13 protein-coding genes are annotated in these 21,424 nt (G+C 58.4%); 10 read left to right on the forward strand and 3 right to left on the reverse strand.

From position 1 onward, the window contains the following. The 3 genes from APH41_RS12940 to APH41_RS12950 all read right to left on the reverse strand — a co-directional run bounded on the left by APH41_RS12940 (nt 1) and on the right by APH41_RS12950 (nt 3,640). Entirely contained in the window at nt 1-1,725 is a 1,725-nt protein-coding gene (locus tag APH41_RS12940; RefSeq protein WP_054919346.1) for an ABC transporter ATP-binding protein/permease, read from the reverse strand. Between the two features lie 99 nt (nt 1,726-1,824). Continuing rightward, nucleotides 1,825-2,385: a response regulator transcription factor gene (locus tag APH41_RS12945; protein ID WP_003171731.1), complete on the reverse strand. Its 561-nt coding sequence runs from the start codon at nt 2,383-2,385 to the stop codon at nt 1,825-1,827. Continuing rightward, nucleotides 2,378-3,640, reverse strand: coding sequence for an ATP-binding protein (locus tag APH41_RS12950; protein ID WP_003188495.1), 1,263 nt, complete (start codon nt 3,638-3,640; stop codon nt 2,378-2,380). Before APH41_RS12950 ends, APH41_RS12945 begins: the two co-directional genes overlap by 8 nt. A gap of 214 nt (nt 3,641-3,854) precedes the next feature. Between APH41_RS12950 and APH41_RS12955 the strand changes: the two genes are divergently transcribed. The 10 genes from APH41_RS12955 (at nt 3,855) to APH41_RS13000 (ending at nt 21,419) form a co-directional block, all read left to right on the forward strand. Beyond that, nucleotides 3,855-6,302 (forward strand): dermonecrotic toxin domain-containing protein, encoded by a 2,448-nt coding sequence (locus tag APH41_RS12955; protein ID WP_156359049.1) that lies wholly within the window; start codon nt 3,855-3,857, stop codon nt 6,300-6,302. A 125-nt stretch (nt 6,303-6,427) separates the two neighbouring features. Continuing rightward, nucleotides 6,428-7,141, forward strand: coding sequence for an SIMPL domain-containing protein (locus APH41_RS12960; protein WP_034126285.1), 714 nt, complete (start codon nt 6,428-6,430; stop codon nt 7,139-7,141). 184 nt (nt 7,142-7,325) lie between these two features. After that, on the forward strand, nt 7,326-10,670 hold the full coding sequence (locus APH41_RS12965) for a dermonecrotic toxin domain-containing protein (protein ID WP_054919351.1): 3,345 nt from the start codon (nt 7,326-7,328) through the stop codon (nt 10,668-10,670). A 97-nt stretch (nt 10,671-10,767) separates the two neighbouring features. Then, nucleotides 10,768-12,369 (forward strand): ABC transporter substrate-binding protein, encoded by a 1,602-nt coding sequence (locus APH41_RS12970; RefSeq protein ID WP_054896908.1) that lies wholly within the window; start codon nt 10,768-10,770, stop codon nt 12,367-12,369. A gap of 258 nt (nt 12,370-12,627) precedes the next feature. Beyond that, nucleotides 12,628-14,256, forward strand: a complete 1,629-nt coding sequence (locus APH41_RS12975; protein WP_034126282.1) for an ABC transporter substrate-binding protein — start codon at nt 12,628-12,630, stop codon at nt 14,254-14,256. A 356-nt stretch (nt 14,257-14,612) separates the two neighbouring features. Further along, nucleotides 14,613-16,166 (forward strand): ABC transporter substrate-binding protein, encoded by a 1,554-nt coding sequence (locus APH41_RS12980; RefSeq protein ID WP_371262624.1) that lies wholly within the window; start codon nt 14,613-14,615, stop codon nt 16,164-16,166. 171 nt (nt 16,167-16,337) lie between these two features. Continuing rightward, nucleotides 16,338-17,732 carry an OprD family outer membrane porin gene (locus APH41_RS12985; protein WP_003188488.1) on the forward strand — a complete coding sequence of 465 codons (1,395 nt, stop codon included), beginning with the start codon at nt 16,338-16,340 and terminating at the stop codon, nt 17,730-17,732. Between the two features lie 80 nt (nt 17,733-17,812). Continuing rightward, nucleotides 17,813-19,411: an ABC transporter substrate-binding protein gene (locus APH41_RS12990; RefSeq protein ID WP_034126280.1), complete on the forward strand. Its 1,599-nt coding sequence runs from the start codon at nt 17,813-17,815 to the stop codon at nt 19,409-19,411. Between the two features lie 75 nt (nt 19,412-19,486). Further along, nucleotides 19,487-20,497, forward strand: a complete 1,011-nt coding sequence (locus APH41_RS12995) for an ABC transporter permease subunit (RefSeq protein WP_003171721.1) — start codon at nt 19,487-19,489, stop codon at nt 20,495-20,497. Nucleotides 20,498-20,507: 10 nt separating this feature from the next. Beyond that, the gene (locus tag APH41_RS13000; RefSeq protein WP_003188486.1) at nt 20,508-21,419 is read left to right on the forward strand and encodes an ABC transporter permease subunit; all 912 of its coding nucleotides are present in this window, start codon (nt 20,508-20,510) and stop codon (nt 21,417-21,419) included. Nucleotides 21,420-21,424: the final 5 nt, after the last annotated feature.

The raw sequence follows: 21,424 nt of genomic DNA on the forward strand, positions 1-21,424 counted from the left end.
TCAAGTGAGTTGTCGTTCCTGCAACCGCCCACCGTCGATGCGCACATGCCGCCCATGGAAACGCTTGAGGCTGCTGCGGTGGCCGACGCTGACGATGCTCAACCCCGGCAATTGATCGATCAACGCCTGGTACAAGGTTGCCTCGTCTTCTTCATCCATGGCCGAGGTCGCTTCGTCCATGTACAGCCATCGCGGTGCAAACAACAGCGCACGGGCAAAGGCCAGACGCTGTTGCTCGCCGGGCGAGAGCATGCGTTGCCAGTGGTTGGCTTCATCCAGGCGGCTGACCAGATGGGGCAGGCGACAGGTTTCCAGCACCTGTGCATAACGTTCTGGTGAATAGACGCTGTCGTCCTGTGGATAACTCAACACGGCCTTGAGCGTACCAATCGGCAAGTAAGGCTTCTGTGGCAGGAACAGGTAGCGTGTCGCCGGCAGGCGAATGCTGCCATGACCGGCGGGCCACAGATGCCCCATCGCCCGCAGCAAAGTGCTCTTGCCGCTGCCGGAACGCCCGCTGAGCATAACGCGCTGGCCAGGCTCCACGGTCATGTCGGCGTCGGTGAGCAAATGGCGGCCGTCGGCCAGGTCCATGCCCAGGTCCTTGATCACCAGGCGCTCGCCTTCAGGGCGCACGTCGATCGCCGGCGTGCGTTGCTCGTTGTCGCTCATGGCCTGCTGGAAACTCAACAGACGGTCGCTGGTGGCGCGCCATGTCGCCAGCTCCGAATAGGCGTTGATAAACCAGCTGAAGTTCTCTTGCACGTTGCCGAACGCCGAGTTGATTTGCATCAGCTCGCCCAGCTCGATCTTGCCGGTGAAGTAGCGCGGCGCGGCGACGATAAAGGGGAAGATGATCGCGATCTGGCTGTAGCCAGCGGTGAAAAAGGTCAGGCGCTTGGACACTTTCATGATGTCCCAGAAGTTCTGCCAGACCTTGCCGAAGCGCGAACTCAGGCGTTGCCTTTCATTCGGCTCGCCGTTGTACAGGGCAATACTTTCGGCATTCTCACGCACCCGCACCATGGAAAAACGCAGGTCCGCTTCGAAGCGTTGCTGTTGGTTGCTCAGGCCGATCAAGCGCCGGCCGATCAAGTGCGTCAGCCAACTGCCCACAGCGGCGTACAGCAGTGCACACCAGAACATGTAACCGGGGATGGTGACGCCGAACACTTCGATGCTACCCGAGACGCCCCACAGGATGATCGAGAATGACACCAGGCTGACCACGTTACGCAGCAACCCAAGGCCCAGGCTCAAGGTACCGGAGGTGAAGTTGTTAAGGTCTTCGGAAATCCGCTGGTCCGGGTTATCGGTGTAGCCGCCCTGCTCCAGCTGGTAATAATTCTTGTGGGCCAGCCAACGGCTGAAGTGTTTTTCGGTGAGCCAGGCGCGCCAGCGGATTGTCAGCATCTGGGTCAGGTAAAGGCGGTACACCGCGCCGAGTATCGCCACCGCCGCGATCCCGCCGAAATAGCCGATCAGTTGCCAGAAGGCCGCGGTGTCTTTCTTCTCCAGGGCGTTGTAGAAGTCTTTGTACCAGTGGTTGATCCACACGGAGATCGCCACGCTGAACAGCGACAGGCCAATCACTGCGGCCAGCAGCAGCCAGGCCCTGCCCTTCTCTTCACTGCGCCAATAGGGTGTGATCATCGCCCAGGTTCGGCGGAAGAATTGCCCACGCACCGCGTCGTTGACCGCGCGATATTCAGCATTCTGATTCATCGTTCAGGCTCGGTAGGAAAAAGTCACAGGCGTTTGAACCGATCATAGGTGATCGGTTCGTGCGTCCGTGCAGCCTGAAGCGAGTTGTTCAGTCGCCGTTCAGCGTCGTACCGGGCGCTTCTGCAACTTGCGTTGCAGCGTGCGGCGGTGCATGCCCAGGGCGCGGGCGGTGGCGGAGATGTTGCCTTCGTGTTCGGTCAACACGCGCTGGATGTGTTCCCACTGCAGGCGGTCCACCGACATCGGATTTTCCGGCACCAGGGTGTCGAGGTCGGCATGCTCGGACAGCAAGGCGGCCAGCACGTCGTCGGCATCCGCGGGTTTGCACAGGTAATTGCAGGCGCCGCGCTTGATCGCCTCGACGGCGGTGGCGATGCTGGAGTAACCGGTGAGGATCACCACGCGCATTTCCGGGTCGAGTTCCAGCAGCTTTGGCAGCAGCACCAGGCCCGAGTCGCCGTCCATTTTAAGGTCGAGGGCGGCGTAGTCCGGCAGGTCGGCCTGGGCGATGGTCAGGCCCTCTTCAGCAGAACCTGCGGTGCTGACGCGAAAACCGCGCCGGCTCATGGCGCGCGCCATCACGCGGGTAAAGGTCGCGTCGTCATCTACCAGCAACAGGTGCGGCAGTTCTTCGCCTTCGACTTGGATCTCGTCACTCATCGATATCTCCTCGTGCGACACGGGGCAGGCGCAGCTCGGTGAGCGTGCCACCTTCCTCATGACTATAGAGCTTCACTGAGCCGCCCGCGCGGGTCACGCTGGCCTTGCTCAAAAACAGGCCCAGGCCGAAGCCTTTGCCCTTGGTGGTAAAGAAGGGTTTGCCGATTTGCTCGGCAATGGCCAGTGGCACGCCCGCGCCGTGGTCACGAATGCTGATGGTGACGTTTTCCGCGTCCCAGTCCAACTGCACCCCGAGGCCTTCAGGGCAGGCGTCGGCTGCATTGTTCAGCAAGTTGAGCAGCGCCTGGGTCAAGTCCGGCGGTGGCGCCATGCGCGGTACGCTGCCTTGGCCCAACAGGTTGAAACGGTAACTGGCTTCGGGGCGCATCAGGTGCCAGCGGTTGAGCGCCTCATCGAGCCACTGGGTGACGTCTTGCATTTCGACCGCCAGACGGCGGTTGGCTTCGGCGGCGCGCACCAGTTGCTGGAGTGTCAACTTGCACTGCTTGACCTGCTCCTGCAGTACGCTCAAATCATCTTGCAGGGCCGGGTCGTGATGGTCCTGGGTCATTTCCTTGAGCAGCACGCTCATGGTCGCCAGCGGCGTGCCCAACTCATGGGCGGCGCCAGCGGCCTGGGTGGCAACGGCCAGCAGTTGCTGGTCACGCAGGCCCTCTTCACGGCGAATGGCGCGCAGTTCTTCCTGGCGGCGCAATTCTTCGGCCATGCGCGCGGCAAAGAAGGTAATGACTGCCGCAGACAGGGCGAAGCTCAACCACATCCCGTAGATCTGCAGGTTTTCCCGGGCGATCGGGAATGTCTGCAAGGGGTAGAACTGCGCCAACAGCAGGGTGTACAGCGTCAGCGCAATGCCCGACAGCACCACCGAATAGCGCCACGGCAGGGTGACGGCAGCGATGGTCAAAGGCACCAGGTAGTAGGAGACGAAGGGGTTGGTAGAACCACCGGAGAAGTACAGCAACACGCTGTGGATAAACAGGTCGCAGGCCAGTTGCAAGGCGTATTCCAGCTCGGTCACAGGCCAAGTGGTGCGCAGTCGAATGGCGGTGAACACACACAATACGGTGGAGAACCCCAGGGTCACGGCCAATTGCAGCCAGGGCAGCGGCAGCAGGTCGAACCAATAGGCAAGCCCGACGGAACCGGCCTGTGCGGCCAATACCAGGGTGCGAATGAACGTCAGGCGCCAAAGGTTCTGGCGGGTGGCGGAAGTCAGTTTTACGGCGGCGAGCATGAGCTCTCCTGATGAGCGCTGCAGGTATATCGCACCGAGTATAACCAAGACACGAGGACGGCAGGGCTTATGCGGCAAACCGCCACAGCGCGGCCTTCTCCTGCCCACATAATTTGGCGCATTACTTACAGGAACCAAGGTGAGCACCGGACCACCCAGAGGCCTACCGCCCACCGATGGGCATCATCATGCCTCGCCACGCAGGAACGCTTTCATGCAGATGAATAACGCACTCCCCACTCAAAGGCCCTACACCGCTGAACCGCCATCAGGTGCCACTCTTAGCCGCCAGCGACGTGCGATAGACCAGAGCCCAAACAACGAGCAATACCTCGTGGAAAGCGTGCGCAGGGATTTATCCAATAACGGTGGTGACGGTTACGAACTCGTCAGCGTGAACCACGATCCCGGCAAGACGGTGGGAGCCCATGACAAAACAATTGTACCCGTGGATGTGGGGATCAATATCGACAGCGCCAGCAATGCCGAGAACCTGGCCTTGGCCTTCAAGTCGGTAACGCAAGATGCCGCGCAGACGGTCAAGCAACTGTTCAAGGACAAGTGGAACCTGGACATCGACCCGGACAGAACGTATCTGACGACGTTCAACTACAACACTACCGGCAAGCCGCCCTACCCGGCCAAGCTGGTCGAACAGATTACACTGACGGACGCCCTGGTAAAAAACAGCCAGACTACGCCCGAAGGAAGGGGGGCGCTGGTTCCTCATTATGCCGGCGGCCCAGCAGTGAGGCTGGTCGATCACCTGCCCCATATTGCACCAGGCGTATTCGACGTCGCCGACCGATTCAACCCCAATCGCGAGTCGGCCCACATTACCCACACCTACCAAGGCATTTATACCGCCTCCACGCCCGGCACCCCGCAGGTCTATGCGCCTTCAACCCAGCTGTCAGTGTCGCCAAAGGACTTCAAGGAGCAAGTCTGGGCCACCGACTTCCAGCGCCCCTACATCGAGTTCCTTAACGACTTCTGGGACAAGCACGACCGTCAATACCCTATTGTGGCCAAGGCGGCACTCGTCAAAGCTGCACACTCGCAACATCAGGAGGGCAGCCTGACGCAGGAAGACAAACAACTGGTCCTGCGCGCAGCGGGGCTGCCTGGCAACACCCTGGCCTGGGCCGATACGCTGTTCAACGACCTCACACGCCCGACGCCGCCTGATCCTGGACTAGACGTAGGCCTGTTGAGCGTAGGGCAATACAAATCCACCGACCTGATGGTGATCACCGACAAAAACACCCGCCAGGGTGCCGATGGCAAACCGATCAACCGCACACTGCTGGTCATCCCGGGCAACTCTTCGCCAATCCACGCTTTTGACAGCGTAGAGCAAATGAAGCAGTGGTTGGCGAGCCAGGCCGCAGACCCGGAAAAACTCAAGGCACTGGAAGGACACTTCACCTTCAAGGACTTGAACAGCGGCCCGTTCAAAAGCGGCGTGCGTGAAATGCTCAAAGGGATGGCCGTGTGGCCCAAATATGCGCACCACCGTACCTGGCCTCCTGCAACGACCTTGAGCCTCCAGCGCTTCAACGCCACCGGGCGTTCAAATACCGGCCCTGATATCGACGCCACCGCCGATGTCTTTCAACAGATCGGCCAACGCCAATACGATCGGTCGTTCGACGACGCCAAGTCGCAGATCACCTCCGATGCCGACGTCACCAAAGCCAATATCCTGTCGGGCCTCAGCAAGGCAGCCATGATCGCGATGCTCTTTGCCCCGGTGGCCATCGCCGTGCCCGAAGTGGCTTTGGCGTTGGATGGGCTGTACATGGCCTCGGGTATCACCGAAGCAGGCATTGGCGCCGACGATTTGGCCAAGGGCAAACCCGGCGGCGTCGGTCATTTGATTTTTGGCGTGCTCAATGCCGCGCTGCCTGTAGCCACACGCCTGGTGTCCCAGGCCGGTACAGTGGTGGAAGAAGGGGCCTCGGCCAGTTCGCAACGCCCTGTTGGGCAGCCAGTGACTGATGCCCATCCGGGCAAGCCCTCGGTCGACCTTAACGTCGACAATAACTTTGCCTCCTTACTCCCCGAATCGGAACCTGTGGCGCCGGTCTCCGAAACACTGTCGACGGACGGTAAGTTGGTCACCCTCACGGGCACCAAGGATAACCTGGTCAAAGTCGAAGACAACCTGCACATTTTCACCGACATGAATAAAAATGGCCTGGAGCATCGCCTCAACATCATTGGCCATGGCGATGGCACCCATATTTATTACAAAGGTGGCAAACACACCCCGCAGGGGTTGTACAACACGCTCAAGCGCAATGGCATCTTCCCGGAGAGCTATGACAATATTCGCATTCTGAGCTGTTACTCCGGGGCGCAGGGCGAGAACTCCTTCGCCGCTCAATTTCAGCGGCTCACCGGACGCCCAGTGAAAGGCTATGTAGGTGAACTGACTGCCAGGTACTCGCCCGAAGAGATCCTGGGAGATAACCAGACAATCTACGAAAGTGGCAAACCCCCTGTAACCTTCGATCATCCCAGTCCCGACGATGGCGTTTCGGGTAAAGAATTCAAGCCGGTGAAGACCAACCCGTATTCGATTTTCGATCACCCGTTCAAATGGTGGAATTTCAGCTACAAGCCTGTGACGTTTACTCCAAAAGGGGCCACCCTGTAACAGGGTCCTCGCGTGGCGTGAGGGTAGCGCACGCCACGCTGAAATTTATTTGTATTGGGTAAACCCGACGAACCCCAAGGCTACGTCTACAGTCTTACCGAACACGAATATCCCCAGGAGCTTCCATGTCTCGTTTCACTCGCAGTGCAGTTGTTCTCACCCTCAGCGCCAGCGCCCTGGCCAGCCTGCCGGCCATGGCCGCCGATGCACTGAATTACAACCAGATCTCCCTGCGCGCCGAAGTCAGCCAGGAAGTGGCCCGCGACAAGATGATCGTCACCCTTTACACCGAATCGCAAAACGCCGACCCGGCCAAGCTCGCGGCCGAAATCACCACCACCCTGAACCAGGCGCTGGGCCAGGCTCGCGAAGTCAAAGGCGTGACCTTGCGCCAGGGCAGCCGCAACAGCTACCCGATCTACGACAGCAAGAACCAGAAGATCACTGGCTGGCGTGAACGTGCAGAACTGCGTATGGAAAGCGCGGACTTCCCGGCACTGTCCAAACTTACCGGCGAGCTGCTCAACACTCTGAAGATGGACAGCATGGACTTCGCCATCGCCGATGCCACGCGCAAGGCCAGCGAAGATGCGCTGCTCAAAGATGCCGTGGCTGCATTCAAGGCGCGTGCGCAACTGGCTACCGATGCACTCGGTGGCAAGGGCTACAAGATCGTCAACCTGAACTTCAACACTAATGGCTACCCGATGCCCTACGCCCGCAATGGCGGCATGATGATGAAAGCCGCCATGGCCGATTCAGCACCGACGCCTGAAGTGGAAGCCGGCACCAGCCAGGTCAACATGAGCGCCGACGGCGTGATCGAAGTTTTACAGTAACTTTTTTAGACAGGACAACGGCGCAACCCCACGGGGGTTGCGCCTTTTTTTTGCGCGTTAGCGCCACGTCATATCCAGCAGTACATCTCGCAGGAATCAAGTGCCCGGCTTCCACGACTCATTACTGCCATAGCTACCAGGGAGGGATGTGCTGGCATTTATTCATACAATGAGAGCCGAATTTATGTCCCTGTCACTCAACCCAATCCACAGGTTATCGCTGCCACTCGTAGTCGCCAAACCGACGTCGGCCATTCAAGCGCAGGCGACACCGCCCACTGCAAAAACCGCCCAACCCGACGAAACAGCACTGCTCAAGGCCTATCTCGAGGCCGCACAACGTAAGGTGTTACACGGCAATGCCGGGCTTATAACCGTGCCGCCCCAGAGCACTCTGGGCCAGTGGCTTGGGCTGTATCGCATGCATTTGGAAAACGCCGTGGTACAAGGCTGGCTGCAGGAACAACACTTCGCCCCGGACACCTTGCTTTCAATCAACCCGTCTACAGGTACCTTGTCCGCCAAGGTCGAGGGCAAAACTAAAACCTTCCATCTCTCGGATTCATCAGGCTGGGGACAAATTTCAGGACCATTGCTGGACGCCGCAAAGATTATCGCCCCTGGAAATAACGGTGATTTACGTGTGAGGCTGGGCAAGGACTCCATCAAGGTCAGCGCAAAAGTGGTGGCCAACTTTGAAGGTGTGCCCCTTCCCCAAAAGCTGTCACAGGCTCGAACACAAATAAGGCACCTGGAACACAAAGACACCTTCGATCCTATCCCCGCCGATGACCGCCTGCGCCCTGCCAGCAGCCGCTCGCCACAGGCGCTGCAGGTGCAAAAACACAACGCCGCCAACTACTACAGCACCGCACCACAAGCCTTGGCTTACAAGCGCCTGGCCGTTGACGTCGCCGACAACCTGCCCAATACGCGGGCAGAGGCCAAAAAGTGGGCGGATGACCTGCTGCTCAAACTCACGGGCAAACCTATCGACTCCGACACCGTGTACTTGAACCGTTTCAAAGGTGGCGAAAGCGCAGACACTGCGACCGGCTGGGAACACACCTTTCAAGAACCCTGGTCTTCGCTGCGCTTGCCCGACGCCTTGCTGAAGAACTTCTCCGAGCACGACTGGGTGCCCGGCAACCTGGACCTGGAAGCGGGGCTGTATACCCAGCCTGCTGGGCAAAGCGAAAAAGACGGCTACGGCAAACACAATCAAATCGACCTCAAGCCGTCCCAAGTGATGCATGAAAGCTGGAAAACCGACTTTCAGACCCAAATGACCCAGAAGATTGACCACTTCTGGAGCACGCATAACGACGAGTATGAGACGACGATCAAAGGTGAATTCATCTTCCAGGCCCGCAAGCAATTGAAAAGCGCCGAGAGCAGACCCCCTCTTGAACGTTCCTTGCAAGCGCCCGAGCACCAGTTCACCCGTGACGACTACCGTTTGGTGATGGGTGCCGTGTCCAACCTTACGCTCGATGAAAACGCCCCGATCACCGTGGAACAACTCAAGGCCAAAGCACCGGCAAACGGCAACGTTCAAGCGCATGCCCTGAGCCTCCACGGGGTTACGTCCAGCGATATAGTGAGATTCAGCGCTGCGGACGGTGGCCGGCAAGTGCTCTATATACCGGGCGCCGAACCCGCATTCTTGCGCTTTGATTCTATTGAGAAGCTGGATCAGTGGCTGCTCGAGCAAGCCAAGGACCCTGCAAAACGCGAAGCACTGGCGGCTCACTTCCCGATGATCTATCGCCAGGACCAGACCAAGAGCTTTGCTGAACGCGCGGCAAAAGTACTGATGCCCATTCTGTGGTTCACCCATGTGGGCGAAAAGAAGGATGGCCTGGACACCCTCTTGGCGAAAATGGCCAGTGGTGAGTTGAAGGGGTCAGCGATTGACCGCAGCCACGCTGCCATTAAAGACGACGTTTTTTCCACATTGGCGACGGCCGCCAAAGAACGGATGAACAGTGACGCCGATGTAGTCATCAAGTCCGACAGCGAGGTGATTCGCGATACTTGGCTGAACGACATCACCGTAGCCGCCGGCCTGCTGGTCAAACTCGCGCCCATCGCCGCGCCCGTAGCCGCCGCAGCGGTGGCGGCCGGGTTGACCGAGGTGGCGCTAGGGGCAGAAAAAACCTCGTCTGGCGACACCGTGACAGAGCGGGATGAGGGCGCCTCCAAAGCGTTCGATGGCTTACTCAATACAGTGTTTTCCTACGGTGCCAGTGCTGTGCCGGAAGACCCTTTTGCACTGCCCGCAGAAAAAGAACTGCCGCGCCTTAAGCCCCAGCCTCTCCCCAGGGCAAACGCTCGCGAACCACAACCTGGGACGTCCACAGGCACCCCTGTGGTTAGCGACTCCGTTAACGCCCCACTCCCCAGATCCCGTTCACTCATTCCAATGGCGCAATATGCCGTCCCGGAGGGTGAACAGCTGATAAAGAACGCGCCTCGCGACACGTTGGGTGTTTATCGAGTAACCGACAGCCAGGGAGTGCTGCGCCAGTTAGTGCGCCTTACCGACGAGTCGGGGGCGAGCAAGGTATTTGAGATATCGGGGCGTTACCGGACCGGTGATGCATTTGCCAGAGTCATCAACCCCGATAACGGCGCGGGGCTGATGGTCATCACACCCGGGCGTAACGGAGAGTGGGCGCGGGCACCGGGTGATGGCGGGATAAAATGGCCGTGGCCGTGGCAACGTCCTGAGTCCCCGACACCCAGTAACGATTTAAAAACGCCCGCACATGTATCGGATAATTTTATTGAGTTAGACGGCACCAAAATGAAAGGCGCTGACCTATTCGACAAGTATTTCAACGTTGAAGAGCAAGCGAACTATAAATATGGCGTCACTTTCAGGGAAAATAACGGTATTTTAGAAAATCGTCCTGTCTTTTCCTGGACAGCAGACAGCGCGGATTTCACCGTACTTGCATCGGAAACAGCCTCCCCCTCCTCGTTTGGTAGCAGCAATTACTCCGAATACTTTATCAAAGACATCGACCGAGACCCTTACACAATAAGACGCCCTGGCCTGGAGAACGTTGAGATCAACATACCCCGGCGGCTAGCAGGAATGACCATCCCAGATAACTTAGAAGGGTCAATTCGTGAGGGTCTGGTAAGGGACGGGATCGATACATTTGAGCGCACCGTGCCCAATCCTGACATGCGAGCGGCAATTTCAGAGGTTGCTCATCAAGGTTCTTCCGCTCCTGCGTGGTTTGAATTGCAACCTCCGCGAGTGAAAGACGGCTATAGCAGCAGCGTTGGCGACCGGCAGTACTTCATCGACTACAACCCTCTAAAAAATGAGACCGAGGTCACAATAGTCACCCAATGGCACCTGAAATATGATGTTAGAGGTGAGTCCACCCTCGTCGATGACGTGAACATAACAGCCACTCGGACTTTCACCCTTCGTGAAAGTAATGAAATAGACGGCCCGCCCGTTACAATCGATAAGTCGGCTCCCACCCGTATAGAGGTATCCCCCGCATAAAGGTATCCCCTACCTAAGCCAGCTGAACGGCGGTAACCTCGGTGACCGCCGTTTTTGTTTGGGCTGCTTTAAGATGCCCGCCGCCTCAGGGGTCTCCATGGAAAAAATCGCCGTCAAGCCACTGCTCCTCGCCGCAAGCCTTCTGGCCTTTATACCAATGACCCAGGCAGCCACCACCCTGGTCTACTGCTCCGAAGCCAGCCCCGCCGGCTTCGACCCCAGCCAGTACACCAGCGGCACCGATTTCGATGCGTCCGCCGAAACCGTGTTCAACCGCCTGACCCAGTTCAAGCGCGGCGGTACCGAAGTCGAACCTGGCCTGGCCACCAGTTGGGATGTTTCCAAGGATGGCCTGACCTACACCTTTCACCTGCGTGAAGGCGTCAAGTTCCATACCACCGACTTCTTCACCCCGACTCGTGACTTCAACGCCGATGACGTGCTGTTCACTTTTAATCGCCTGCTCGATGCCGACAGCCCGTTTCGCAAGGCCTACCCCTCAGAGTCGCCCTACTTCACCGACATGGGCTTGAACACCACGATCAAGAACGTCGAAAAACTCGACGAACGCAGCGTGCGGTTCAACCTGAACACGGTCGATGCTTCGTTCGTGCAAAACCTGGCCATGAGCTTCGCCTCTGTGCAATCGGCCGAATACGCCACCCAGTTGTTGAAACAAGGCAAGGCGGAGCAGATCAACCAGCAACCGGTCGGCACCGGGCCGTTTGTGTTCAAGCGCTACCAGAAAGACTCGCAGATCCGTTATGTGGCCAATAAACAGTATTGGAAGCCCGAGGATGTGAAGCTCGATAACCTGGTGTTCGCCATCACCCCGGACGCCGCCGCGCGCCTGCAGAAACTCAAGGCGGGCGAATGCCAGGTCAGCGGTTACCCACGCCCCGCCGATATCGAGGTGATGAAGCAAGACCCCAACCTGCGCGTACTGCAACAAGCGGGCTTCAACCTGGGCTTCCTGGCCTATAACGTGACTCACCCGCCGCTGGATCAACTCAAGGTTCGCCAGGCACTGGACATGGCCATCGACAAGCCCGCAATCATCAAGGCCGTGTACCAGGGCGCCGGGCAATTGGCGCAGAACGCACTACCTCCCGCGCAGTGGTCTTATGACCCGAAAATCCAGGACGCCCCCTACGACCCGACCAAGGCAAGGTTGCTACTAAAAGAAGCAGGGGTTGCACCAGGTACCACCATCAACCTGTGGGCAATGACCGTACAACGCGCCTCAAATCCGAATGCGCGGATGTCTGCACAAATGATTCAACAGGATTGGGCCAAGGTCGGCATCAAGGCCAACATCGTCAGCTATGAGTGGGGCGAATACATCAAACGCGCCAAAAATGGCGAACACGATGCAATGATTTATGGCTGGACCGGCGACAACGGCGACCCCGATAACTGGCTGGGCGTGCTCTACAGTTGTGCTGCGGTCAAGGGCAGCAACTACGCCAAATGGTGTAACCCGGCGTATGACAAGCTGGTGCAGCAAGCCAAGGTCAGCAGCGACCGCGAGCAGCGCATCAAGTGGTATCAACAGGCACAGAAAATCCTTAAGGAACAAGTACCTATAACGCCTATTGCGAACTCGACGGTTTTCCAGCCTATGCGCAAGCAAGTGCGTGACTTCAAGATCAGCCCGTTTGGGCTAACGCCGTTCTACGGTGTGGGTCTAGATAAGTAACAGCCGCGCCCCAACCGAGTGCGCTAGACGCCTCGGCTGGGCTTTTTTGGTGCGCCATTTGCACCGAAAAAACCCTCCAAACAGGCACTTTTGTGTCGAAACTTTCATAATTGCGACATTCCTGTACGTTCGTACCACAGTTTTCCCTTTGCAACCGCTCTGCATCTTGCATTGGGTATGGCGCCTGCATAAGTATCCGCAGGCCGACTCACGAGGTCGCCCTCACCACCAAAAATGACAACAAATCATGAGGCCAACATGCTTAAACACGCAGTCCTTCCGTTATTAGTGAGCGCTGGCCTTATGGCCGCAGCCCCCGTAGCCCTTGCGGCAACTAACCTGGTGTTCTGCTCCGAAGGGAGCCCGGCCGGTTTTGATCCAGGCCAGTACACCACCGGAACAGACTTCGATGCCTCGGCCGAAACCATGTTCAACCGCCTGAGCCAGTTCGAACGTGGCGGCACCGCCGTCGTTCCTGGCCTGGCCACTAGCTGGGACGTGTCCCCGGATGGCCTGACGTACACCTTCCACCTTCGCGAAGGCGTCAAGTTCCATACCACCCCGTACTTCAAGCCAACTCGTGAATTTTCGGCTGACGACGTACTGTTTACCTTCAACCGGATGATCAATAAAGACGATCCATTCCGTAAGGCCTACCCCACCGAGTTCCCGTACTTCACGGACATGGGGATGGACACCAACATCAAGAACATCGAAAAAATCGATGACCACACCGTCAAGTTCACCCTTGGCACCGTGGACGCCGCGTTCATCCAGAACCTGGCCATGAGCTTCGCCTCGATCCAGTCCGCCGAATACGCTGCGCAGTTGTTGAAGGAAGGCAAGCCTGCCGACATCAACCAGAAGCCGGTCGGCACTGGCCCGTTCGTGTTCAAGAGCTACCAGAAAGACTCGAACATTCGCTACACCGGCAACAAGGACTACTGGAAACCTGAAGACGTGAAGATCGATAACCTGATCTTCGCTATCACCACCGACCCGTCGGTGCGTATCCAGAAGCTCAAGAAAAACGAATGCCAGATCACCCTGTTCCCACGTCCGGCCGACCTCAAGGCGCTGGGTGAGGACAAGGACCTGAAACTGCCGCACCAGGCCGGTTTCAACCTGGGCTACATCGCCTATAACGTCATGCCAGTACTCAAGGGCCAGACCGCCGCGAACCCGCTGGCTGACCTGCGCGTCCGTGAAGCCCTGGACATGTCGGTGAACAAGCAGCAGATCATCGACTCCGTGTACCAGGGTGCCGGCCAACTGGCGGTCAACGCCATGCCGCCGACCCAGTGGTCCTATGACACCACCATCAAGGATGCCAAGTACGATCCTGCCAAGGCCAAGGAATTGCTCAAGGCCGCTGGCGTCAAGGAAGGCACCGAGATCACCCTGTGGGCCATGCCGGTCCAGCGCCCCTACAACCCCAACGCCAAATTGATGGCCGAGATGCTGCAGAACGACTGGAAACAGATCGGCCTGAAGGTCAACATCGTCAGCTACGAGTGGGGCGAGTACATCAAGCGCTCCAAAGGCGGCGAGAACCAGGCCATGATCATTGGCTGGAGCGGCGACAATGGTGACCCGGACAACTGGCTGAACGTGCTGTTCGGCTGCGACTCGCTGTCGGGCAACAACTTCTCCAAATGGTGCGACAAGAAATTCGACGGCATCGTTAAAGAAGCCAAGGCCACATCGGATGTCGCCAAACGCACCGAGCTGTATAAGCAGGCGCAACATATCCTCAAAGATGCAGTCCCGATGACACCTATCGCGCACTCGACGGTGTATCAACCCATGCGTAATACCGTGCAGGACTTCAAGATCAGCCCGTTTGGCTTGAACTCCTTCTACGGCGTTAGCGTCAGCGGCAAGTAAGGTTCAATAACGGCGACGTTTCATAACGTCGCCGTTATTCCATCCGCCTGGACCTTAGGAAACAGACTACGTTTGCAAGCGTTGCCGTCTTACAGCAATGAACTGCGACCCGTGCCTCCGTTGCCTACAAGGTCAGTCAGAATTGACGCATTTACTGCAAGGTCAGCGCCCCATAAGGTCGTAGGACAGCAGAGGCATCACTCTGGGAAGGGCACTTGCTGTGTGTGGGATCAGTGATGTCTGCCTGGCTGTAAGCCAGCAGGAAGGCTCGCTGTTGATAACTACAAACAAGGACCGGGATCGTCATGCGCCATACCACCGTTGTATCCGCTCTGTTTGCCACCAGCCTGCTGGCCATGGCCACCATGGGCCAAGCCGCCGAGAAAAAAAGCCTGGTGTTCTGCTCCGAAGGCAGCCCGGCAGGGTTTGACACTGCGCAATACACCACCGCGACCGACAACGATGCGGCGGAACCTTTGTATAACCGTTTGGTGGAGTTCGAAAAAGGCGCGACCGACGTCGTCCCTGGGCTTGCAACCAAGTGGGATATTTCCCCGGATGGCCTGACCTACACCTTCCACCTACGTGAAGGGGTGAAGTTCCACAGCAACAAGGAATTCAAGCCGACACGGGACTTCAACGCCGACGACGTGCTGTTCACCTTCAACCGCATGCTTGACCCCGAGCACCCGTTCCGCAAGGCCTACCCCACCGAGTTTCCGTACTTCAACGGGATGAGCCTGAACAAGAACATCGCCAAGGTCGAGAAAACCGACCCGTACACCGTGGTGATGACGCTGAACACGGTCGACGCCGCGTTCGTGCAGAACATCGCCATGAGCTTTGCCGCGATCCTTTCGGCGGAATACGCCGAGCAGTTGCTCAAGCAAGGCCGGCCCAGCGACATCAACCAGAAGCCGATCGGCACTGGCCCGTTCGTGTTCCAGCGCTATCAGAAAGACTCGCAGATCCGCTACGTGGGCAACAAGCAGTACTGGGACCCGAGCCGCGTCAAGCTGGACCAACTGATCTTCGCCATCAACACCGACGCCTCGGTACGCGTACAGAAGCTCAAGGCCGGCGAATGCCAGGTGACCTTGCATCCACGCCCTGCCGATGTCGAGGCCCTCAAGGCCGACCCGAACCTGCAACTGCTGACCAAGCCGGGCTTTAACCTGGGCTATATCTCCTACAACGTGCGCCACAAGCCATTCGATCAGCTTGAAGTACGCCAGGCGCTGGACATGGCGGTGAACAAGCAGAGCATCCTCAATGCTGTGTACCAGGGCGCCGGGCAACTGGCGGTCAACGCCATGCCGCCGACGCAGTGGTCCTACGACGACAGCATCAAGGACGCCACCTACGACCCGGAAAAAGCCAAGCAGTTGCTCAAGGCCGCCGGGGTCAAGGAAGGCACCGAGATCACCCTGTGGGCCATGCCAGTGCAACGCCCGTACAACCCCAACGCCAAGCTGATGGCGGAAATGCTACAGAACGACTGGGCCAAGATCGGCCTCAAGGTCAAGATCGTCAGCTATGAATGGGGCGAGTACATCAAGCGCACCAAGAACGGTGAGCACGATGTCAGCCTGATCGGTTGGACCGGCGACAACGGTGACCCGGACAACTGGCTCGGCACCCTCTACAGCTGCGACGCCATCGGCGGGAACAACTACTCCATGTGGTGCGACCCGGCGTACGACAAGCTGATCAAGCAAGCCAAGGTCGTGACCGACCGCGAACAAAGGACTGTTCTGTACAAACAGGCGCAGCAATTGCTCAAGCAGCAGGTGCCGATCACGCCCATCGCCCACTCGACGGTCAACCAGCCGTTAAGCGCCAAAGTCGAAGGCTTCAAGGTAAGCCCCTTCGGCCGCAACGTGTTCTCGGGCGTCAGCATCAACCCATAAGAAAATAACCGGATGGCGGGGAGCGAAATACGCTCCCCGGCAAACGTGCAGGCTTTTGTTGGGAAATTTCCTACGCCAAACGTTTGCAATAGCTTGAACGAGTTCCACACCCAATAGCCGGATCACCCAAAAAGACCGGCATTAAAAAAGAGAACCAAAGGAGCTTCACCCATGAAACTGAGCAGCAAAGCGCTTCTGGCCTTGGCCATCAGCAGCATCACGGCTACCGCCTACGCTGAAACGCAAAGCCAGGACTTCGTTCCTACCACCCTGGCCGGCACCAGCGCCCAAAGCGAGGCCAAAGGCTTTATCGAAGATTTCAGCCTGGGCGGCACCACGCGTAACTGGTACTCCCATGAAAGCAAATACCGTGGGGGCACCTTCTCGTACCAGAAGCACGGCCAGACCCTGACCGATCGCAACCGTACCAACTGGGTGCAGGGCACCATCCTCAACGCCAGCTCGGGTTTCACCCAGGGCACCGTAGGGGTCAAGACTGAAGTGGCGGTGTACAACGCCCTGGTGCTGGATCGCAGCAAGCGTGATATCAAAGGCGGCTCCAACCGTACCCTGGCCGACTCCAACGGTGACGCCGTAGACCAGTGGAGCAAACTGGGCCTGGCCAACGTGCAATTCCGCGTGTCCAACACCACACTGACCGCCGGTCGCCAGAACTTCAGCAGCGGCATCGTCGACACCATCGGCAACCGTGCTCTGCCTTCGAGCTTCCAGGGTGTGAGCTTCAACAGCGAAGAATTCAGCAACCTGTCGTTCCAGGGCGGCGTGTTCGACCGCGTTTCGCCACGTAGCGAGCAGAGCCTGTCGAAATTCCGTAGCGAATACGGCAATGGCGCAGAAACCGACAAAGTGTCGACCCTGGGTGTGAACTACCAGCCGCTGAAAAGCCTGAAAACCAGCTTCTTCGCCGCCAACGTGAAGGACTTCTGGAACCAGTACTACTTCGGCGCCACCCACGAGCTGGGCGACGCGCAGCAGTTAGGCCTGACCACCGGTTTCAACTACTACAAGACTGTCGATGAAGGCAAAAAAGAGATGGGGGAAATCGACAACGATACCTTCTCCCTCTCCCTGGGCCTGACTCACCAGGCACACAGCCTGACCTTCGGCTACCAGCAAGTGAACGGTAACGAGTACTTCGACTACCTGCACGAAACCAACGGTATCTACCTGGCCAACTCCCTGACGTCTGACTTCAACGGCCCGAACGAGAAATCCTTCCAGATCGCCTATGCCATCAACATGGCTGAATACGGCGTACCCGGCCTGAAGTTCAACGCTTATTCGGCACGCGGCTGGGGCATCGACGGTACCCACTACACCGGCAACAATGGCCGGGCCAAGTTTGCTTATGACGGCATCCAGTCCCAGGACGGCGAGAAACACCAGGAATACGGTGTAGGCGCCTCTTACGCGCTGCAGAGCGGCCCGCTCAAAGCCACCACCGTGCGCGCAACCTATGTTGAGCACCGTGGCAGCGAGTTCCAGTCCGACGGCAGCATCAAAGAGTTCCGTCTGGTTACCACCATCCCGTTCAACATCCTTTAATTAGCGCCAGGCAGGCGGCGAGCTCAGGACGAGCCCGCCGCCTACGCTTTTCTGGCTCCATCGATTGCAGAGGGCTCTGAATGAAAATGCTCCCACTACAAGCCGCCATGGCCGCTGCGCTGTTGAGCGTGGCGATCGGCGTTTCGGCCAAACCGCTGGTGGTCTGCACCGAAGCCAGCCCGGAAGGTTTCGACCCGGTCCTGTACACCACTGCTGTGACTGCTGACGCCGCCGCTGAAACCATGTTCAACCGCCTGGTGGACTTCAAGCCCGGCACCACTGAAGTGGTCCCTGCCCTGGCCAAAGACCTGCCGGAAATCAGCGCCGATGGCCTGACCTACACCTTCCATCTGCGTGACGACATCAAGTTCCACACCACCGACTATTTCAAACCCACGCGCAACCTGAATGCCGATGATGTGCTTTGGAGCTTCCAGCGCCAGCTGGACCCGAATCACCCGTGGCATAACAAGTCCCTCGTGGGCTACCCGTACTTCGAAAGCATGGGGTTCAAGGAACTGCTCAAGAGCGTAGAAAAGACCGACGATCACACCGTCGTCTTTACCTTGACCCGTCCGGAAGCTCCGTTTCTGGCCGACCTGGGTATGGCATTCTCTTCAATCCACTCGAAGGAATACGCCGACCAGTTGCTCAAGTCCGGTAAAACTGAAGACCTCAACGCCAAGCCTATCGGCACTGGCCCATTCGTCTTCAATCGTTATCAGAAAGATGCCCAGGCGCGCTTCAAGGCCAACCCGGACTACTTCCGCGGCAAGCCGGCGGTCGACCCGCTGATTCTGGCGATCACCACCGATAACAACGTGCGCCTGCAAAAGCTCAAGGCCAACGAATGTCAGATCGCGTTGTTCCCCAAGCCGGATGACATTCCAAGCATCAAGAAAGACCCGAACCTGAAGGTCGATGAACTGGCGGCGATGACCACCAGCTACACCGCATTGAACACCACTCGCAAATACATGAGCGATGCCCGAGTACGTCACGCGATCAACATCGCGTTCGACAAGGCCGGTTATACCGAAGCGCTGTTCGGCAAAGGCAATGCAGTCGTGGGCACCGGCCCGTATCCGCCGACCTTGCTGGGTTTCAGTGAAAAGCTGAAAAACCCACCGCGCGACCTGGATAAGGCGCGCGCCCTGCTCAAGGAAGCCGGCGTGCCGGAAGGCACCGAGTTCACGCTGTTCACCCGTAACGGCGGCGGCCCGACAAACCCTAACCCGATGCTCGGCGCCCAGCGTATGCAGGCGGATCTGGCGCAGGTTGGCCTGAAGGTCAATATCAAAGTCATGGAATGGGGCGAAATGCTCAAACGCGCTAAAAACGGCGAGCACGACATGGTGTCGGCAGGCTGGGTCGGTGATAACGGCGACCCGGATAACTTCCTCACCCCGAACCTGAGTTGCGATGCGGCAAAAAACGGCGAAAACTACGCCCGCTGGTGTAACAAAGAGTTTCAGGACTTGATCGACAAAGCTCGTGCGGAAAAGGAACCGGCCTTACGGGCCGCGCTCTATGAACAAGCACAGGATGTCTTCGAAAAAGACCAACCATGGCTTCCCATGGCTTACCCGAAACTGTTCACCGCCATGCGCAAGAACGTAGAAGGCTTCATCCAAAGCCCTCTGGGTACGAATAACTTCGCCACCACCCAGGTGAAGTAATAAGAAAAACGCTCGGCACCGTCGACACTGACGGTGCCGGACCTGCCTAACCGGCTGATTGAGGTACACACCAAGATGTTTAGTTTTATTGCCCGCCGACTGGGGTTATTGATCCCCACGTTCTTCGGCATCACGTTGCTGACCTTTGCGTTGATTCGCATGATTCCAGGCGACCCCGTAGAAGTCATGATGGGCGAGCGACGGGTTGACCCCGAAATGCACGCACAGGCAATGGAGCGCCTTGGCCTTAACAAGCCGCTGTATGCGCAATACCTGGACTATGTCGGCAAGCTCGCCCAGGGCGACCTTGGCGAATCGCTGCGCACACGCACCAGCGTGTGGACCGAATTCACCGCTCTCTTCCCCGCGACCCTGGAGCTGTCCATGGCCGCGCTGTTGTTCGCCGGTATCCTGGGCCTGTTGGCCGGGGTGATCGCGGCACTCAAGCGAGGATCCCTGTTCGACCATGGGGTGATGGGCATCTCCCTGGCGGGGTATTCGATGCCGATCTTCTGGTGGGGCCTGATCCTGATCATGTTCTTCTCGGTAAGCCTGGGCTGGACCCCGGTATCCGGGCGTATCGACCTGCTCTATGACATCGAGCCGCGCACCGGCTTCATGCTGATCGACACCCTGCTGGCCGACGAGCCGGACGCGTTCTGGGATGCATTGCACCACCTGATCCTGCCGGCCATCGTACTCGGCACCATCCCGCTGGCGGTGATCGCGCGCATGACCCGTTCGTCGATGCTCGAAGTGCTGCGTGAGGACTACATCCGTACCGCCAAGGCCAAGGGCCTGTCGCCAGCCCGCGTGGTGTTCGTGCACGGCCTGCGTAACGCACTGATCCCGGTGCTCACCGTGGTCGGCCTGCAAGTCGGCACGCTGCTGGCCGGTGCGGTACTGACCGAAACCATCTTCTCGTGGCCCGGCATCGGCAAATGGCTGATCGAAGCCATTGGCGCGCGGGACTACCCGGTGGTGCAGAACGGCATTCTGCTGATCGCCTGCCTGGTGATCCTGGTGAACTTCGTGGTGGATATCCTCTACGGCTTCGCCAACCCACGCATCCGTCACCAGCGCTGAGATCATGACCATGACCACACCTACTCAAGTGTCAGCAGTCGATCAGAGCCTGCTGTACCCGTCCCCGTACAAAGAATTCTGGCAAGCCTTCTCCAAGAACAAAGGCGCGGTCGCCGGCCTGCTGTTCATGTTGCTGATCGTGTTCTGCGCGATCTTCGCCCCGTGGGTTGCACCGCATAACCCCAGCGAGCAATACCGTGACTTCCTGCTCACACCACCGGCGTGGTTAGAGGGCGGGCAAATGCAATTTCTGCTGGGCACCGACGAACTGGGCCGTGACTTGCTCTCGCGCCTGATCCAGGGCTCGCGTCTATCGTTGCTGATCGGTTTGTCGTCGGTGGTGATGTCGCTGATCCCGGGTATCCTGCTGGGCCTGTTCGCCGGGTTCTTCCCGCGCTTGCTCGGCCCAACCATCATGCGTCTCATGGACATCATGCTGGCCCTGCCATCGCTGCTGCTGGCCGTGGCGATTGTCGCCATCCTCGGCCCTGGCCTGATCAACACCGTGATCGCCATCGCCATCGTGTCGTTGCCATCCTATGTGCGCCTGACCCGCGCCGCCGTGATGGGCGAACTGAACCGCGACTACGTGACTGCCGCCCGCCTCGCTGGCGCCGGCCTGCCACGCCTGATGTTCATCACCGTGCTGCCTAACTGCATGGCGCCGCTGATCGTACAAGCGACCTTGAGCTTTTCCTCGGCGATTCTCGATGCCGCGGCCCTGGGCTTCCTCGGCCTTGGCGTACAACCGCCAACCCCTGAGTGGGGCACCATGCTGGCTTCGGCCCGAGATTACATCGAACGCGCCTGGTGGGTCGTGAGCCTGCCTGGCTTGACCATTTTGCTCAGCGTGCTGGCAATCAACTTGATGGGTGACGGCCTGCGCGATGCGCTGGACCCGAAACTCAAGAACGCCGCCTGAGGAGA

Source organism: Pseudomonas sp. NBRC 111138 (assembly GCF_001320835.1).
In the GTDB taxonomy this organism is placed as follows: domain Bacteria; phylum Pseudomonadota; class Gammaproteobacteria; order Pseudomonadales; family Pseudomonadaceae; genus Aquipseudomonas; species Aquipseudomonas paracarnis.

Excerpts from the sequence above, each read along its gene's own strand:
- APH41_RS12940 (WP_054919346.1), bottom strand. The coding sequence starts at position 1,725 with ATGAATCAGAATGCTGAATATCGCGCGGTCAACGACGCGGTGCGTGGG.
- APH41_RS12950 (WP_003188495.1), bottom strand. The coding sequence starts at position 3,640 with ATGCTCGCCGCCGTAAAACTGACTTCCGCCACCCGCCAGAACCTTTGG.
- APH41_RS12945 (WP_003171731.1), bottom strand. The coding sequence starts at position 2,385 with ATGAGTGACGAGATCCAAGTCGAAGGCGAAGAACTGCCGCACCTGTTG.
- APH41_RS12985 (WP_003188488.1), top strand. The coding sequence starts at position 16,338 with ATGAAACTGAGCAGCAAAGCGCTTCTGGCCTTGGCCATCAGCAGCATC.
- APH41_RS12955 (WP_156359049.1), top strand. The coding sequence starts at position 3,855 with ATGCAGATGAATAACGCACTCCCCACTCAAAGGCCCTACACCGCTGAA.
- APH41_RS12960 (WP_034126285.1), top strand. The coding sequence starts at position 6,428 with ATGTCTCGTTTCACTCGCAGTGCAGTTGTTCTCACCCTCAGCGCCAGC.
- APH41_RS13000 (WP_003188486.1), top strand. The coding sequence starts at position 20,508 with ATGACCACACCTACTCAAGTGTCAGCAGTCGATCAGAGCCTGCTGTAC.
- APH41_RS12965 (WP_054919351.1), top strand. The coding sequence starts at position 7,326 with ATGTCCCTGTCACTCAACCCAATCCACAGGTTATCGCTGCCACTCGTA.
- APH41_RS12990 (WP_034126280.1), top strand. The coding sequence starts at position 17,813 with ATGAAAATGCTCCCACTACAAGCCGCCATGGCCGCTGCGCTGTTGAGC.
- APH41_RS12995 (WP_003171721.1), top strand. The coding sequence starts at position 19,487 with ATGTTTAGTTTTATTGCCCGCCGACTGGGGTTATTGATCCCCACGTTC.
- APH41_RS12970 (WP_054896908.1), top strand. The coding sequence starts at position 10,768 with ATGGAAAAAATCGCCGTCAAGCCACTGCTCCTCGCCGCAAGCCTTCTG.
- APH41_RS12975 (WP_034126282.1), top strand. The coding sequence starts at position 12,628 with ATGCTTAAACACGCAGTCCTTCCGTTATTAGTGAGCGCTGGCCTTATG.
- APH41_RS12980 (WP_371262624.1), top strand. The coding sequence starts at position 14,613 with ATGGCCACCATGGGCCAAGCCGCCGAGAAAAAAAGCCTGGTGTTCTGC.